At 64.3% G+C, this 15,719-nt stretch carries 15 protein-coding genes; 10 read left to right on the forward strand and 5 right to left on the reverse strand.

Translation table 11 applies throughout. From position 1 onward, the window contains the following. Position 1: 1 nt before the first annotated feature. Positions 2-1,075: a nicotinate-nucleotide--dimethylbenzimidazole phosphoribosyltransferase gene (locus ASC81_RS03410; RefSeq protein ID WP_056262713.1), complete on the reverse strand. Its 1,074-nt coding sequence runs from the start codon at positions 1,073-1,075 to the stop codon at positions 2-4. A gap of 33 nt (positions 1,076-1,108) precedes the next feature. Next, positions 1,109-2,629, reverse strand: coding sequence for a threonine ammonia-lyase, biosynthetic (ilvA, locus tag ASC81_RS03415; protein WP_056264257.1), 1,521 nt, complete (start codon positions 2,627-2,629; stop codon positions 1,109-1,111). 378 nt (positions 2,630-3,007) lie between these two features. Here ilvA and ASC81_RS03420 point away from each other — a divergent pair, with 378 nt between their 5' ends. After that, on the forward strand, positions 3,008-3,439 hold the full coding sequence (locus ASC81_RS03420) for an OsmC family protein (RefSeq protein ID WP_056264260.1): 432 nt from the start codon (positions 3,008-3,010) through the stop codon (positions 3,437-3,439). On the opposite strand, the gene coq7 is transcribed toward ASC81_RS03420, so the two are convergent. Beyond that, positions 3,440-4,102 carry a 2-polyprenyl-3-methyl-6-methoxy-1,4-benzoquinone monooxygenase gene (coq7, locus tag ASC81_RS03425; protein ID WP_056262714.1) on the reverse strand — a complete coding sequence of 221 codons (663 nt, stop codon included), beginning with the start codon at positions 4,100-4,102 and terminating at the stop codon, positions 3,440-3,442. A 196-nt stretch (positions 4,103-4,298) separates the two neighbouring features. On the opposite strand from coq7, the gene ASC81_RS03430 reads away from it, so the two are divergent. The 6 genes from ASC81_RS03430 (at position 4,299) to ASC81_RS03455 (ending at position 10,833) form a co-directional block, all read left to right on the forward strand. Next, positions 4,299-5,306 (forward strand): porin, encoded by a 1,008-nt coding sequence (locus tag ASC81_RS03430; protein WP_056262717.1) that lies wholly within the window; start codon positions 4,299-4,301, stop codon positions 5,304-5,306. Between the two features lie 173 nt (positions 5,307-5,479). Next, positions 5,480-6,685, forward strand: coding sequence for a porin (locus tag ASC81_RS03435; RefSeq protein WP_082536224.1), 1,206 nt, complete (start codon positions 5,480-5,482; stop codon positions 6,683-6,685). A 173-nt stretch (positions 6,686-6,858) separates the two neighbouring features. Then, positions 6,859-7,836, forward strand: a complete 978-nt coding sequence (locus ASC81_RS03440) for an ABC transporter permease (RefSeq protein WP_056262723.1) — start codon at positions 6,859-6,861, stop codon at positions 7,834-7,836. A gap of 83 nt (positions 7,837-7,919) precedes the next feature. After that, positions 7,920-8,864: an ABC transporter permease gene (locus ASC81_RS03445; RefSeq protein WP_056264261.1), complete on the forward strand. Its 945-nt coding sequence runs from the start codon at positions 7,920-7,922 to the stop codon at positions 8,862-8,864. Further along, entirely contained in the window at positions 8,861-9,841 is a 981-nt protein-coding gene (locus ASC81_RS03450) for an ABC transporter ATP-binding protein (RefSeq protein ID WP_056262727.1), read from the forward strand. The genes ASC81_RS03445 and ASC81_RS03450 overlap by 4 nt, the downstream gene beginning before the upstream one ends. Beyond that, complete coding sequence (locus ASC81_RS03455) at positions 9,838-10,833, forward strand: ABC transporter ATP-binding protein (protein WP_056262730.1); 996 nt, start codon at positions 9,838-9,840, stop codon at positions 10,831-10,833. Before ASC81_RS03450 ends, ASC81_RS03455 begins: the two co-directional genes overlap by 4 nt. Here the strand turns inward: ASC81_RS03455 and ASC81_RS28230 are convergent, their stop codons facing one another. Next, positions 10,834-10,983 carry a lipoprotein gene (locus ASC81_RS28230; RefSeq protein WP_082536225.1) on the reverse strand — a complete coding sequence of 50 codons (150 nt, stop codon included), beginning with the start codon at positions 10,981-10,983 and terminating at the stop codon, positions 10,834-10,836. It lies immediately after the preceding gene. A gap of 11 nt (positions 10,984-10,994) precedes the next feature. Between ASC81_RS28230 and cyaY the strand changes: the two genes are divergently transcribed. Then, positions 10,995-11,327 carry an iron donor protein CyaY gene (gene cyaY / locus ASC81_RS03460; protein WP_056262733.1) on the forward strand — a complete coding sequence of 111 codons (333 nt, stop codon included), beginning with the start codon at positions 10,995-10,997 and terminating at the stop codon, positions 11,325-11,327. 4 nt (positions 11,328-11,331) lie between these two features. Here cyaY and ASC81_RS03465 read toward each other — a convergent pair whose 3' ends face one another. Next, a complete protein-coding gene (locus ASC81_RS03465; RefSeq protein ID WP_235533559.1) occupies positions 11,332-13,581 on the reverse strand; it encodes a penicillin-binding protein 1A in 2,250 nt (749 codons plus the stop codon). Between the two features lie 436 nt (positions 13,582-14,017). Here ASC81_RS03465 and ASC81_RS03470 point away from each other — a divergent pair, with 436 nt between their 5' ends. Then, positions 14,018-15,097 carry a pilus assembly protein PilM gene (locus ASC81_RS03470; RefSeq protein WP_056262738.1) on the forward strand — a complete coding sequence of 360 codons (1,080 nt, stop codon included), beginning with the start codon at positions 14,018-14,020 and terminating at the stop codon, positions 15,095-15,097. Beyond that, positions 15,094-15,714, forward strand: a complete 621-nt coding sequence (locus ASC81_RS03475; RefSeq protein WP_056262741.1) for a PilN domain-containing protein — start codon at positions 15,094-15,096, stop codon at positions 15,712-15,714. Before ASC81_RS03470 ends, ASC81_RS03475 begins: the two co-directional genes overlap by 4 nt. Positions 15,715-15,719: the final 5 nt, after the last annotated feature.

Raw genomic sequence — 15,719 nt, forward strand, 5'->3', positions numbered from 1 at the left:
CCTAGACGCCCAGCGTCGGAATGCTGGCGCCGAGCTCGGGGCGCGGTGCCAGGCGCGCCTCGGCCACTTCGTGCAGGTCGGTCAGGAGGGCGGCGGCCGCGCGGATCATGGGCCAGGCCAGGGCCGCACCAGTGCCGTCGGCACTGTCCATGCCCAATTCCAGCAGCGCCGAGGCGTGGAAGAGGGCCAGCGCTTCGTCCAGGCCACGGTGCACATGGCTGCGGCAGAACACCGCGTAGTCCGTCACCGGCGCGCAGATCAACGAGGCCAGCTTGAGGGCCGCGCAGGCCGCAATGCCGTCGACGATGATGAGACTGCGCTTGCTGGCCGCGACCAGCATGGCGCCGACCATGACGGCGATCTCGTGGCCGCCAAAGGCCGCGATGACGTCCATCGGCTCCTTGGCGTCCCGGTGACGCGCCAGCACGCCATGCAGCACATCGAGCAGGTGGACGAGGTCGTCCTGGCGCATCGTCGGACCGGAGACGACGAAGTCGCGCACCGACTGATCGGACAGGCGCGCCAGAACCAGGGCGGCACATTCGGGCGAGCCCTGGCCCATGGACGCACAGGCGAGCACATTGCCGGGCAGGTTGTCGGCGATTTCCATGCCGACCCGCACGCCCGCATGAGCCTGCTCCAGGCTCATGGCCAGCGCCGTGCGCGCATTGCGCGTGCCATGGGCGACCTTGCGGGCCAGCAGCCGCGCATGGGGCGGCAGGTTCTCGGCAACGCCGCAGTCGACCACGGTGAGGTGCAGGCCTTGCAAGCGCGAGAACACCGATACCGGCAACTGGGCGTGCAGGGCCATCTGCACCTGATCCTTGGTCGCCCGGCCCCATTGCGCGCCGACGCCGTCGACGACGATGCCGTGATCCGCGGCGAACAGGGCCAGCACAGGGTCGCGGAAGCGCGGCGTCAGGCTGTTCTGGACCAGCCCCAGGCGCACAGCCAGCGGTTCCAGCTCGCCGAGACCGCCAGCGATGGCCGAGCGCCGGTCGACGCGGTCGCGTAGGGCCTTCTCCAGTTCAGGATTGGCGGTGGGGGAAATCAGCGACTGTTGAGCAACGGTCATGGTGCAGGGGGTTGCGAACCCCCGGATTTCAACTCAACCGAGGAACAAGCGATAGACGGGATTGTTGGTTTCGTCTTCGAAGGGGTAATTCAGGCTGGCCAGAAACTCACGCAAGGCACCGGCGTCGCCCTTGGGCACCTGGATGCCCACGAGGATGCGGCCATGGTCCGCGCCCTGGTTGCGGTAGTGGAAGAGGCTGATGTTCCAGTCCGGGTGCATGCTGGACAGGAAGCGCATCAGCGCCCCGGGCCGCTCCGGGAAGACGAAGCGGTAGAGGCGCTCGTGGCGCGCCAGCTCGCTGCGGCCGCCGACCATGTGGCGGATGTGCTGCTTGGCCATCTCGTCGTTGGTCAGGTCCAGCGTCTCGAAGCCGGCCTTGCTGAACGTTCGCGCCAGCTTGGCTGCCTCGTCGGGCTTGGAGATGGCGATGCCGACAAAGATGTGGGCGACCTGGGCGTCGGCGATGCGGTAGTTGAACTCGGTGACGCTGCGCGGGCCGAGCAGTTCGCAGAAGCGCTTGAAGCTGCCGCGCGCCTCAGGGATGGTGACGGCGAACAGCGCTTCGCGGTGCTCGCCGACCTCGGCCCGCTCGGCGACGAAGCGCAGGCGGTCGAAGTTCATGTTGGCGCCGCAGGTGATGGCGACCAGGGTCTGGCCCTTGGCGCCCGTTGCCGACGCATATTGCTTGACCGCGGCGACGCTCATCGCCCCGGACGGCTCAAGGATGGAGCGCGTGTCTTCAAAGACATCCTTGATGGCGGCACAGACGGCATCGGTGTCGACGACGATGAAGTCGTCGACGAGCTCGCGCGCGATGCGGAAGGTTTCCTCGCCGACAAGCTTGACGGCGGTGCCGTCCGCAAAGAGCCCCACGTCGGTCAACTGCACGCGCTTGCCGGCCCTGACCGAGCGCAGCATCGCGTCCGAGTCGGTGGTCTGCACGCCGATGATCTTGATCTCGGGCCGCAGTGCCTTGACGTAGGCCGCGACGCCCGAAATCAGGCCGCCGCCGCCGATGGCGACGAAGATCGCGTCGATGGGTCCGGGGTGCTGACGCAGCAATTCCATGGCAATGGTGCCCTGGCCGGCGATGACGTCGGGGTCGTCGAAAGGGTGGACGAAGGTCAGGTTCTGGGCTTTCTCAAGCTCCAGCGCATGGCCGTAGGCGTCGGTAAAGCTCTCGCCAAACAGCACGACTTCGCCGCCGAGCGCCTTGACGGCCTCGACCTTGACCTGCGGCGTTGTCACCGGCATCACGATGACGGCCCGACACCCCAGCTTCTTGGCCGACAACGCCACGCCTTGCGCGTGATTGCCCGCTGAAGCACAGATGACGCCCGCCGCACGTTGCTCGGGGGAGAGATGGGCCATCTTGTTGTAGGCGCCGCGCAGCTTGAAGCTGAAGACGTCCTGCTCGTCCTCGCGCTTGAGCCAGACCTTGTTGGACAGGCGCTTGGAGAGCTTGGTGGCAGCGTGGAGATGGGTTTCGCGCGCTACCTCGTAGACCCGGGCGTTCAGGATGCGCTGCAGGTAGCTGCTGCCCGGTGGCAGCATCGCGGGTACCAGCGGCGTCACTTTTGGGGCGGCCGAGCGGCGCCGGGAAGGCGAGGCGTCTTTTGCGCCCTTCGCGCTGCGGGCTGTCCCGCCGGGCGGGAGTTGAGCCCCTACGGGCGGCCGGGCGGGGCTCATCGAGTCTCCATGCAGTCTTGTTGCGGCGCCGCATGATAGGGGAGGCCCTTGCATGCGGCGCCGCGGCTGCCTTCGGCGAAAAAAAACCCGAGCTCTTGCAAGCTCGGGTTGAATCCACCATGGAGGCGGTGGAGGAGACAATCGGTGCGAAAACGTTTTCGCGTAGGAGCAGTGTAGCCGGGGGTTATGCTGCGCCGCAATATATTTTCTGTGAACGAATTGGAGCTTTGCCTCTAGATGACCATGGAATGCACGGTAAGTTGGCTGGGCCCGGACGGCCCGAGTGGCATGAGCTTTATGGCCGAAACGGGAAGCGGCCATGTGCTCGCGATGGATGGTGCGCCGGACGGCGGCGGCCGTAACCTCGCGCCGCGGCCGATGGAGACGGTTCTGGCGGGCACCGGCGGCTGCACGGCTTATGACGTCGTGCTGATCCTGAAGCGAGGGCGCCACGACGTGCGCGGCTGCCGGGTTGTGCTGAAGGCTGAACGCGCAACGAGCGACCCGAAGGTCTTCACGGCCATCCATTTCCATTTCGTCGTCAGTGGCCGCGCGCTGAAGCCGGAAATCGTCGAGCGCGCGGTCGCGCTGTCGCACGAGAAATACTGCTCGGCTACCGCCATGCTGGCCAAGACGTCAGCCATCACGACGTCTTTCGAGGTGCTGGAAGCCTGACTAGATGCGATGGGCCACGGTCGTCATGACCTTGGCCGCTGCGCGCATCAAGCCTTGAATCGGCGCAGGCAACGTCAATGCGCCTGCCGCAAGCGCAGCCTCGGCATGCTCGGCTTCTTCGCGCTTCATCTTGTCGACGATGGCACGCGACGATGTGTCGGTCGCGGGCAGGCGGTCCAGATGCGAGGCGAGGTGGGCTTCCACCTGCCGTTCGGTCTCGACAACGAAACCCAGGCTCAATTTGTCGCCGGCCAGCCCCGCCAGGCTGCCCCACGCAAAAGCGCCGGCCCACCAGATGGGCGCTAGATGGCTGGTATGCGTACCGAGCTCTTCGATGCGTTCGGCCGTCCACGCGAGGTGATCGAGTTCCTCTTGCGCAGCCGTTTCAAAGTGCCGGCGCAGCGTGTCATCGCGGCTGAAAAGGGCTTGGGCTTGGTATAGCGCCTGGGCGCAGATTTCACCCACGTGATTCACGCGCATCAACGCGCCTGCTTCGCGAATCTCTGAGGCACTCAATTCGGCGGGCGCGACACCTTTTGCAGGAGAGGGGCGGGCGGCCCGAGCCGGCGCAAAAACTGTGCGCAAGCCTGAATCGGCAACGCTCAGAAGGCTGTCACGCAGTCCAAGCCGACGGGACGGCGATGTGCTTGTTTGGGATGGCATTCAATTAGGCGCTTTGGGATGAAGAAATCGTGACAGAAAATTGCCGTTGTGGTCAGACAACGTCAACACACAATTTCATATCCGTGAATTCCCCAGGCTCCCCAACCTGTAGTGGAATACGCGCACTTCCCCACAGGAGGTGAGTCGCCAGGCCTGTTCTGAGGCCGCGGCTCGGATGAATACCTAGGAGTATCGAATGAAGAAAGCTCTGATTGCCCTGGCCGCTCTCGGCCTGACCGGCGGCGTGGCCGTCGCGCAATCCTCGGTCACCCTGTTCGGCGTCCTCGACGTCAACATGCGCTACACCAAGTCCAGCGGCAACACGTTGAAGCAGCTCGGCACCGACGGTTTGAACAGCAGCCGCCTTGGCGTGCGTGGCACGGAAGACCTGGGTGGCGGCCTGAAAGCTGGTTTCTGGCTTGAAGGCGCTCTGAATCCCGACACCGGTACGGTCGACAGCACCCGTTTCTGGGGCCGCCGCGCCAGCGTCAGCCTGATGGGTGATTTCGGTGAAGTGCGCCTGGGCCGCGGCAAGACCTCGACCCGCCTGCACATCGACGACTTCGACCCGTACTCGACGACCGGTCTGGGCGATGTGGCCAAGCTTTACTCCACGCTGGGCAGCGGTTCCGACACACTGAACCGCGCGGACAACATGGTCCAGTATTTCCTGCCGAGCAACCTTGGTGGCGTCTACGGCTCCGTCGAAGTGGCGGCTGGCGAAGGTACCGTCGGTCGCAAGGCGCTGGGCGGCCGCGTGGGCTACAGGCAAGGTCCGTTGAACGTCGCCGGCGCATACGAGACGACGACGGGCGTGGGCAACGCCAAGTTCAAGCAAATGAGCGTCGGCGCCGCCTATGACTTCGGCATTGCACGTCCGTCGGTGAACTACAGCCAGAACGAGTTCGGCAGCCGTGAGCAGAAGCTGTTGACCTTCGGCCTGACGGTGCCGCTGGGCCAGGGCCAAATTCTGGCTTCCTACACCGACGCCAAGGCCGACGGTCCCGCACTTGCTGGTGTTGGCGACGCGCAGCTTTTCGCTGCCAGCTATGTCCACAACCTGTCCAAGCGCACGGCGCTGTACACGACGGTTGCACAGATCAGGAATGAAGGTCTGGGCCGTTTTGCTGTCTCCGGTTCGCCCGCAGTTGCGAACGGTGCGAAGTCCAGCGGCTTCGACGTCGGCGTCCGCCACAGCTTCTGATTGCATGCGGCTCGCGCCGCTGCAAATCAGCCAAGCCGCCTTCGGGCGGCTTTTTATTTGTCCGCTTGGCGACAGGGGAATTGCTGTGGACACAGAACAACAGCCATGGCGTTGTGGCAGGGCAGTTCGCTGAGAATGGATTGGTTCACCCTTGTTCGCAGGAGACAACCTCGATGAAAAAAGCATCCTTGGCCGTTGCCGTTCTGGCCGCCAGCACCTCTGCCGCCTGGGCTCAGTCCAGCGTGACCCTGTACGGCATCGTCGACGCTGCCGTGCGTTACACCAGCAATGCCAACGCCGGCACGTCCACCAAGACGTTGACGCCGGGCGGCATGTCGCAAAGCCGGCTTGGCGTGAACATCACTGAGGACATGGGCGGCGGCCTGAAGGCCTTGGCCAATCTTGAGCATCGCCTTCAGTCGGACACCGGTGCCGTGAGCGGCAACCCGGATTTCTGGCGTCAAGCGTGGGTTGGGCTGCAGTCCAGTCAGCTCGGCCAGATCCGCCTGGGCCGCCAGTACAACATCCTGTTCGACCTGTACACGTCGACCTTCGCGTCCTTTCGCTACTCGCCCTATATTGAGGCTTACAAGCCTGAAATTGGCATGTCCATGACGGCTCGTCAGGACAATATGGTCAAGTACCTCGTGCAGCTGGGCAACTTCTACGGCGAGGTGCAGGTAAGCGCCGGTGAAGGCCAAGCTGGTGCTGCCGCAGCTCAGCCGAGCAAAACCATGGGCGGTTTGATTCGTTATACCGATGGCAAGTTCGGTGCTGGCGGTGCGTACTTGCAAGCTACCGAGCAGACCGGCATGAAGATCAAGGCGACCGTACTGGGGGTGTCGTTCACCCAAGGTCCTTTGTACGTGCATGCGTCGCTGGGCGAGAACAAGTTCGAGAACCCCTTCACCTTGCTGAATCAGACCAGCGCGGCAGCGTTCGGTGCGTCCGCGGCTGCCGGTTCGCGGGCCAATATCGCATTGACCACGCGTGGCGCTTACACCAGCGGCATCCTCGGTGCGAACGTGTTCAACACGGACTCGGCCGACATCAAGAAGCGCACGATGATCATGTTTGGTGCGACTTATCAGCTGACACCGCAGCTGAACGTCGGCGGCAACGTCTGGCTGACCGAGCAGACGCACTACGGCACGGTGCAGAACCTGGCGCTGCCCTTCCGCAATGCGCTCGGCTTCTCGACCGATGCCAACACCAAGTCCAAGGCGAACTTCTTCGCAGTTGTGCTCGACTACGCCTTCTCGAAGCGTACCGACGCCTATCTGGAATTCGACTACACCAAGCTGGACGGCGAAGTGTTGTTCACGAATGGAGCCAGCAAGCGCGCCGGCGCCATGCTGGGCATGCGTCACCGCTTCTGATCGATACGGCAGGCCGGGCCTGCCGTTCCCTCCGCGGGCCGCATCAGCGGCCCGTTTTCATTGGTAGGCAAGCTCAAGGGTCTAGGGCTTTCCCGGGAGCCTCTGGACCCAAGCCTTCGCCATGATCGCGCCTTTGTGCGGCGCAGCGGCGCGCGGCACTCTTCCCAATCTGCATGCTGGTTTTCATTCTCCGACGCTTGGCCCAGGCTGTTGTTGTCATGTTGTCGGTGGCCTTCATCGCCTTCATGCTGTTCCAGTATGTCGGCGACCCGGTCACCAACCTGCTGGGCCAGGACGCGACCGAAGAGCAGCGCATCGCGCTGCGCAAGGACCTCGGCCTGGATCAGCCCTTCCCGGTGCAGTTCGCGCGCTTCGCCGCCAACGCGGCCCAGGGCGAGTTCGGTATCAGTCTTCGGCAAGGCCGCAAGGTCTCCACGCTGATTGGCGAGCGCTTTCCGGCGACGCTTGAACTCGCGGTCGTGGCAGGACTCATCGCGCTCGGCCTCGGTATTCCCCTGGGCGTGTATGCGGCGCTGAGGCGCGGCAGGGCCAGCGCGCAGCTGCTGATGACGGGCACCCTGTTCGGCGTCAGCCTGCCCAACTTCGTCATCGGCATCGTGCTGATCTGGATCTTCGCTGTCGAGCTGAAGTGGCTGCCAAGCTTTGGGCGCGGTGAAGTCGTCGACCTGGGCGGCTGGACCTCGGGTTTGCTGACCCGCGATGGTCTGCTGCACCTGATCCTGCCGGCGTTCACGCTGTCCGCCTTTCAGCTGACGCTGATCATGCGCCTGGTGCGTGCCGAGATGCTGGAAGTGCTGCGGACCGACTACATCCGCTTTGCGCGTGCCCGCGGTCTCAGTGACCGCAGCGTCTATTTCGGCCATGCGCTGAAGAACACGCTGGTGCCAGTCATCACCATCACCGGGCTGCAGCTGGGTTCGCTGATTGCGTTCGCCATCATCACGGAGCAGGTTTTCCAATGGCCTGGCATGGGCCTGCTCTTCATTCAGGCCGTGCAGTTCGCTGACATTCCGGTCATGGCGGCCTATCTCTGCCTGATCTCCCTGATCTTCGTCGTCATCAACCTGGGCGTGGATCTGCTCTATTTCGCTGTCGACCCACGCCTGCGCGTTGAAGGCAAAGCACATTAATCCATGAAGCTCCCACGTTCGCTTCGCTGGCTGCCCGCTGCGGGTGCGCATCAACGCCTTCGGGCGGCGGGATGGCGCTGACCATGGCCGCCGACGCCAATCCTCATCCCACGGCCTCTGCCTCAGCGCTGCGCCTGTTTTTCGACGGCGACGTTTGGCACTCCTTCCGGTCGTCGCCCGTCGCGATGCTGGCAGCGACCATCACCTTCGTCTGCTTTGTTTGCGCACTGTTCGCCGAGTTCGTCGCACCGCACAACCCCTTCGACCTCGCGACGTTGGAGTTGATGGACTCGCTCAAGCCGCCCGTCTGGGTAGATGGTGGCGAATCGAAGTACCTGCTGGGCACCGACGGCCAGGGGCGAGACATCCTGTCAGCCCTCATGTACGGCGCGCGCATCTCGTTGCTGGTCGGTATCGCGTCGGTGGTTCTGTCCATCGTCATCGGCGTCACCCTCGGCCTGCTCGCCGGCTTCCTCGGTGGGCGGACTGACGCGTTCATCATGCGCATCTGCGATGTGATGCTGTCCTTCCCGTCCATCCTGGTGGCGCTGATGATCAGTGGCGTCGGCCGCACCTTGTTCCCGCATGCGCCAGACATGCTGGCCTTTGTCGTGTTGGTGCTGGCCATCTCGCTGACCGGCTGGGTGCAGTACGCGCGAACCGTCCGCGGTTCGACGCTGGTGGAGCGCAACAAGGAATACGTGCAGGCCGCCCGCGTCATCGGCGTCAGCGGCTTTCGCATCATGCGCCGCCACGTTCTGCCCAACGTGCTCGGGCCGGTTCTGGTGCTTGCAACCATCCAGATCGCGTCGGCCATCATCACGGAGGCGACCTTGTCGTTCCTCGGCGTCGGCGTGCCGGCCACCAGCCCCTCGCTTGGCACCTTGATCCGCAACGGCAATGACTATCTCTTCTCGGGCGAGTGGTGGATCACTGCTTGGCCCAGCGTCACCCTGGTGCTGATCACACTCAGCGTGAACCTGCTCGGCGACTGGCTGCGCGACGCGCTCAACCCCCGTCTGCGATGACTGCCCCTTTGCTTGAAGTCAGCCACCTGCGGGTGGAGTTCCCGACCCGCCGCGGCACCCTGCTGGCGCTGGACGACATCTCCTTCTCCATCGCGCCGGGCGAAATCCTCGGCGTCGTCGGTGAATCAGGCGCAGGCAAGTCGTTGACCGGCGCCGCCATCATCGGCCTGCTCGACCCGCCCGGGCGCATCGCCGGCGGTGAGATCAAGCTTGCCGGCAAGCGCATCGACAACCTGCCTTATGAGGAGATGCGGCGGATACGCGGTCGTGAAATCGGTGCTGTCTTTCAAGATCCACTGACCTCGCTGAACCCGCTGTACACGGTCGGCCACCAGCTGGTTGAAACGATCACGACGCACCTGGATCTGAGCGGTTCGCAGGCGCGCGCGCGGGCCGTCGAACTGCTGGCCTCCACCGGCATCCCGGCACCGGGGGCGCGTATCGACCATTACCCGCACCAGTTCTCCGGCGGCATGCGCCAGCGTGTCGTCATCGCGCTGGCACTGGCGGCCAACCCCAAGCTCATCGTGGCAGACGAGCCGACGACGGCGCTGGATGTATCCATCCAGGCGCAGATCATTGCGCTGCTGAAGAAGGTCTGCAAAGAGCAGGGTGCCGCGGTCATGCTGGTCACCCACGACATGGGCGTGATCGCCGAAACCTGCGACCGCGTTGCGGTCATGTATGCCGGACGCGTCGCCGAGATCGGTCCGGTCGCCGACGTCATTCATCGACCGGCCCATCCCTACACCGTCGGCCTGATGGGCTCCATCCCGGCCATGGACGAAGACCGCGAGCGCCTGCTGCAGATCGACGGTGCCATGCCCCGCCTGACCGCCATCCCACCGGGCTGCGCCTTCAACCCCCGCTGTCCGCGCGTCTTCGAGCGCTGTCGCGTCGAGCGGCCCGACCTGGTCACCGTCGGCGCCACGAGTGCTGCCTGCTGGCGGCCTGTCACCGAGGAGCTTGCACGATGAGCGCGCCCCTCGTCGAGGTGCATGACCTCGCCAAGATATTCGATGTGTCGCCACCCTGGCTGAACCGCGTCGTGGAGCGGAAGCCCAAAGCCTTCGTGCATGCGGTCGACGGCGTCTCGTTCGCCATCGAGCGCGGCAAGACCTTGGCGCTCGTGGGTGAAAGCGGCTGCGGCAAGAGCACGGTGGCGCGCCTGCTCGTCGGGCTCTACGGCGCGACGCGCGGCGCGGTGCATTTTGACGGCGAGGACATCGCCAGAACGCTGCGCGGCCCCGAAGCACTCAAACTGCGACGGCGCATGCAGATGATCTTCCAGGACCCGTACGCGTCGCTGAATCCGCGCTGGAAGGTCCTCGACATCGTCGCCGAGCCGCTTCGTGAACATGGCCTGATCGGCGACAACGCCGAGGCCCGCATGCGGGTTGCCGAGTTGCTCAGTTCGGTGGGGCTGAACCCCGCCGATGCAGAAAAGTTCCCGCACCAGTTTTCGGGCGGCCAACGTCAGCGCATCTCAATCGCCCGCGCGCTCGCGACGCAGCCTGAGTTCCTCGTCTGCGACGAGCCGACGTCCGCCCTGGACGTGTCCGTGCAGGCCCAGGTCCTCAACATCATGAAGGACCTGCAGCGTGAACGGGGTCTAACCTATCTCTTCATCTCGCATAACCTCGCCGTCGTGCGCCATGTGGCCGACCAGGTCGGCGTCATGTATCTGGGCCGGCTGGTCGAGGTGGCCGACAAGGTCAAACTGTTCGCCCAGCCGAGCCACCCATACACCCGCATGCTGCTGGACGCGATTCCCGACATTCACATGAGCGGTCGTGCACGCACACCGGTGCAGGGCGAGGTGCCGAATCCGATGAGTCCGCCCAGTGGCTGCAGCTTCCACCCTCGCTGCCCGCTGGCCAACGCGCGCTGCCAGGCAGAGCGGCCGGCGCTGCTGGAGATCCGCGGTGTGCGCGTGGCCTGCCACGCGGTCGAAGAGGCCCGGGACTGATCAGCGCGACGCTGCGGACGCGGGCGCTGATGCCGCGTCGGCAGGCTTGGGCAAGCTCAGCGGCCCCTTCTGCCCACAACCCGCGAGCGCGGTAAGGGTGATGGTCAGGGCAATCAGTCGCCCACCTACACTGACGGCAGTCTTGTTCATCTGCCCAGTTTATGTCTCTGTCTGACGCCGACTATCTCGCCAAGGCCCATGCGCTGCTCGCCCGCATCGAGGCACAAGTCGACGCCTGGCTGGACGAAGACGTCGTCGATATCGACAGCCACCGCACCGGCGGGCTGCTCGAACTCAGCATGCCGGGGGGCAGCAAGATCGTCATCAACACCCAGCCGCCGCTGCAGGAGGTCTGGCTGGCCGCGCGCTCGGGCGGCTACCACTTCAAGTGGGACGGCGCCCGGTGGCTGGACCGCGAAGGTCAGGAGTTCTGTGCACGCTTGTCGCACTGCGCGAGCGAGCAGGCCGGCCAGGCGCTGACCTTCAGCGCCTGACGCCTCAGCGTTTGAAGAGGTCGAGGATGGACTTCTTCTCGTCTTCCGTCGCGGTGGTCGGCACATTGGGCTCGGCGGCCAGTTCACGCACACCGCTGCCGGCCGTGTACTCCTCGTAGAACCATTCGCCATTGATGTTGATGATCCCCTCCGGCGGCGTCATCTCATCGACGGGCTTGTTCTTCAGCGCGAACTGCATGTATTCGATCCAGACCGGCAGGCTCAAGCCACCACCGGTTTCACGATCTCCGAGCTTGCGCGGCTGGTCGTAGCCAATCCACACGATGGCCACCAAGTCCTTCTGGTAACCAGCGAACCAGGCGTCCATCGAATCGTTCGTGGTGCCGGTCTTGCCGTAGATGTCAGGCCGCTTCAGCGTTGCCTGCGCACGCGCCGCCGTGCCGCTGCGCGTGACCTCTTGCAGAAGGCTGCTCATCAGGAAGGCGTTGCGCGGTTCGATGGCGCGGGCGTTGTCGGTCAGCGTCACCGGCACGGCTTCGTAAAGCAGGCGGCCCTTGTTGTCGGTGATGCGGTTGATCAGCTGCGGGTTGACGCGGTAGCCACCGTTGGCGAACACCGCATAACCCTGCGCCATCTGCATCGGTGTCACGGAGCCCGCGCCGAGTGCCATCGTGAGATAGGCGGGGTGCTTCTCGGCCTCGAAGCCGAAGCGCGTGAGCCAGTCCTGCGCATAGCGCACGCCGACCGAATGCAACACGCGGATCGAGACCATGTTCTTCGACTTGGCCAGCGCCGTGCGCAAGGGCATGGGGCCTTCGAACTTGCCGTCGTAGTTCTTCGGCTCCCAGGGCTGGCTGCCGGTCGTGCCGGCGTCGAAGAACAGCGGCGCATCATTGACGATGGTGGCCGGCGTGAAGCCCTTCTCCAGTGCTGCAGAGTAGATGAAGGGCTTGAAGCTCGAACCGGGCTGGCGCCAGGCCTGAGTCACATGGTTGAACTTGTTCTTCGCGTAGTCGAAGCCGCCGACCATGGCGCGCACTTCGCCGGTCCTGGGGTCCATGGACACGAAGGCGCCCTCGACCTCGGGCAGCTGCGTGATGATCCATTCGCCGCCGTCCTTCTGCTTTGGGCCCTTGACGACGCGGATGACCGCGCCGCGGCGAATGCGCGTCTTGGGATTGCCCTTGTCCGACAGGCCCGACGTGGCCGGCCTAAGGCCGTCGCCAGTGATGACCACGGCCTCGCCGCTCTGCAACACGGCGGTGACCTTCTTCGGATCGGCCTCCAGCACGACGGCCGCCAGCAACTCGTCGTTGGCGGGGTGGTCGCTCAGCGCTTCGGCAACGCGGGCGTCCAGCTCCTTGGCGTCACGTGGCAGATCGGCGTAGGCCTCGGGTCCGCGGTAAACCTGACGCTTCTCGTAGTCCAGGATGCCGCGGCGCAACGCGCGGTAGGCCGTGTTCTGTTCGGCGCTGTTCAGCGTCAGGTAGACATTCAGGCCGCGTGAATAGGCCTCGTCGCCGTACTGGCTGAATATGAGTTGGCGCGCAGCCTCGGCGACGAATTCCGCATGCGAGACCGATTCCACGACCGGGCGGATGCGCAGCTTTTCAACCTTGGCAGCGTCGCGCTGCTCCTCGGTGATGAAGCCCGTCTCGTACATCCGCTCGATGATGTATTGCTGGCGGATCGTCGCGCGGCGGGGGTTGTTGATGGGGTTGTAGGCCGAAGGCGCCTTGGGCAGGCCGGCCAGCATGGCGGCCTCGGCAACGCTGACCTTGTCGAGCGGCTTGCCGAAGTAGATCTCGCTGGCCGCCGCAAAACCGTGGGCGCGGTGGCCAAGGAAGATCTGGTTCATGTAGATCTCGAGGATCTTCTCTTTGGGCAGGGCCGCCTCGATCTTCAGCGCGAGCAGGATCTCGTAGATCTTGCGGGTGAAGGTCTTCTCGGTAGACAGATAGAAGTTGCGCGCCAGCTGCATCGTGATCGTCGACGCGCCCTGGCTGCGTGACTCACCCACATTGGCCAGGCCCGCGCGGATCACGCCGAGGTAGTCGACGCCGCCGTGCTCGTAGAAGCGCGCGTCCTCGATGGCGAGGACGGCCTCCTGCATCACCTTGGGAATCTGCTGGATGGGGCGATAGCTGCGGCGCTCTTCACCGAACTCGCCCATCAGGACGCCGTCACTCGACAGCACGCGCATCGGCAGCTTGGGTCGGTAGTCGGTCAGGCCGCCGATGTCTGGCAGAGCAGGGTAGGCCAGGGCCAGTGCCAAGGCGAGCAGCAGGAACATGGCTGCAACCGCACCGCCGAGCAGCCCCAAGGCCCATAGCGCCAGATGACCCAGACGGGCGCCTAGCGGCAGAGTGGGGTGAGTGGCGGTAGAGGAGCCGGCATTGGCTGCGGAAGACTTGCTGGACGCAGCGGATCGAGGCTTGTCATTCATGAGCCGGCAGGGCGCGCGGCAAGCGCGTTGGGAGGAGGCGGCGGATTATAGGAAGGAGGCCTCCGCGCAGCCGCGTAACCGATTCCCGTTCTGGACGACGTGTCAAACCACCGCTTCCCCTGTGTTTTTCAGGAGCTTGCAATCTTGTTGATTCGTGTATGTTTAGCAACGTGGCGTTACCAGCTCGGGCCGGAATTCCGTTCGGTGTCAACGGCTTTGCTGCTAGCATTCAAGTAACTTATTAATAGTCCGAAACGTAACTCGCGTGTCGGGAACAAAGGGCATGGGAATACTTGACGCACTTTTGGGTCGCAAGCACCCCGCCTTGATTGGCCTAGATATCAGCTCTTCCAGCGTCAAGCTGGTGGAATTGAGTCAGACCAAGAGTGGCGAACTCGTGCTCGAGCGTTTTGCCAGCGAACCCTTTGAGAAGGGTTGGATCGCTGACGGCCAGATCGAGAAGTTCGATGAGGTCGCCGACGCTGTCCGGCGCGTCGTGGCGCGCAGCGGCAGCAAAACCCGTGACGCGGCGCTGGCCATGCCGCAGTCGGCCGTCATCACGAAAAAGATCATGCTGCCCGCCGGCCTGCGCGAGGAAGAGCTCGAGTTGCAGGTCGAGGCCGAAGCCAACCAGTACATCCCGTTTTCGCTGGATGAAGTCAGTCTGGACTTTTGCGTCATCGGACCGAGCCCGACCTCTGTCGGCGACGTCGAGGTGCTGATCGCTGCGTCGCGCAAGGACCGCGTGCAGGACCGGCAGGGCCTGGCTGAAGCCGCAGGCTTGAGGCCTGTGGTTCTGGACATCGAGTCGCACGCCTCGCGGATGGCGATGGGCCGCCTCATCGCTGCGCTGCCCAACGAGGGCCGGGATGCGCTGGTCGCGCTGTTCGAGATCGGGGCCGACACGACCAGCCTGAAGGTCCTGCGCGATGACGAGTTGCTCTATGACCGCGACCAGTCGTTTGGCGGCTCGCAGCTGACGCAGCTCATCTCACGGCAATACGGCTTCTCCTTTGAGGAAGCCGAACAGAAGAAGCTAGCCAACGAGCTGCCTGAAGACTACGAGAGCGGCGTGCTCAACCCCTTCGTCGACAGTCTGTCTCAGGAAATCGGGCGAGCCCTGCAGTACTTCTTCACCAGCACGCCGCATCACAAGGTCCACTATGTGATGCTGGCCGGCGGCACGGCCACGTTGCCGGGTCTCAAGGAGCGCGTGACCGATTTGACTGGCTTTGCCTGCATGGTGGTCAATCCTTTCGAGAACATGGCGATGGGCTCGGCAGTCCGCGAACCGAAGCTGCGTCGTGAGGCGCCGTCTTACCTGACTGCCTGCGGCCTCGCGATGCGGAGGTTTTTCCAGTGATCCTGATCAACCTGCTGCCTTACCGCGAAGAGCGACGCAAGCGGCGCAAGGCGGCTTTTTTTGCAGGGCTCGGCTTGGCCGGGCTGGTCGGTGCCGGGATAGTGGTTGCGGTTTTTCTGCTGCTTCAGTTCCTCACGTCCGAGCAGCAGTCGCGCAACCAGTTCATCCAGACCGAAATCACGCGGCTCGAAGCGCAGATCAAGGACATCGCTGACTTGAAGACTGAAATCGAGTCGCTCAAGTCTCGCCAGCGCGCTGTCGAAGACCTGCAGACTGACCGCAACACCCCGGTGCAACTTTTGAACGATCTGGCTCGCCTGGCCCCTGAAGGTGTTTATCTGACGGCCATCCGGCAGGCGGAAAAGGTGGTCACCGTCAGCGGCATCGCGCAGACGAACGAGCGCGTCTCGGAGTTCCTTCGCAACGTATCGCGCAGCTCCGAGTGGCTGGAGCAGCCGGACCTGATCGAAGTGAAGCTGGCCAATGTCACGACGAATACGCGCGACCAGCGCCGCCTGCTCGACTTCTCGATGAAGGTTTCGATCAAGACGCCGCCCCGCGAGAACGCCGCCGGAACGCCGGGCGCGCCGGGCGCATCGGCGCCGAAGAAGAGCTGACCGAC

The organism is Pelomonas sp. Root405 (genome assembly GCF_001425165.1).
In the GTDB taxonomy this organism is placed as follows: domain Bacteria; phylum Pseudomonadota; class Gammaproteobacteria; order Burkholderiales; family Burkholderiaceae_C; genus Pelomonas.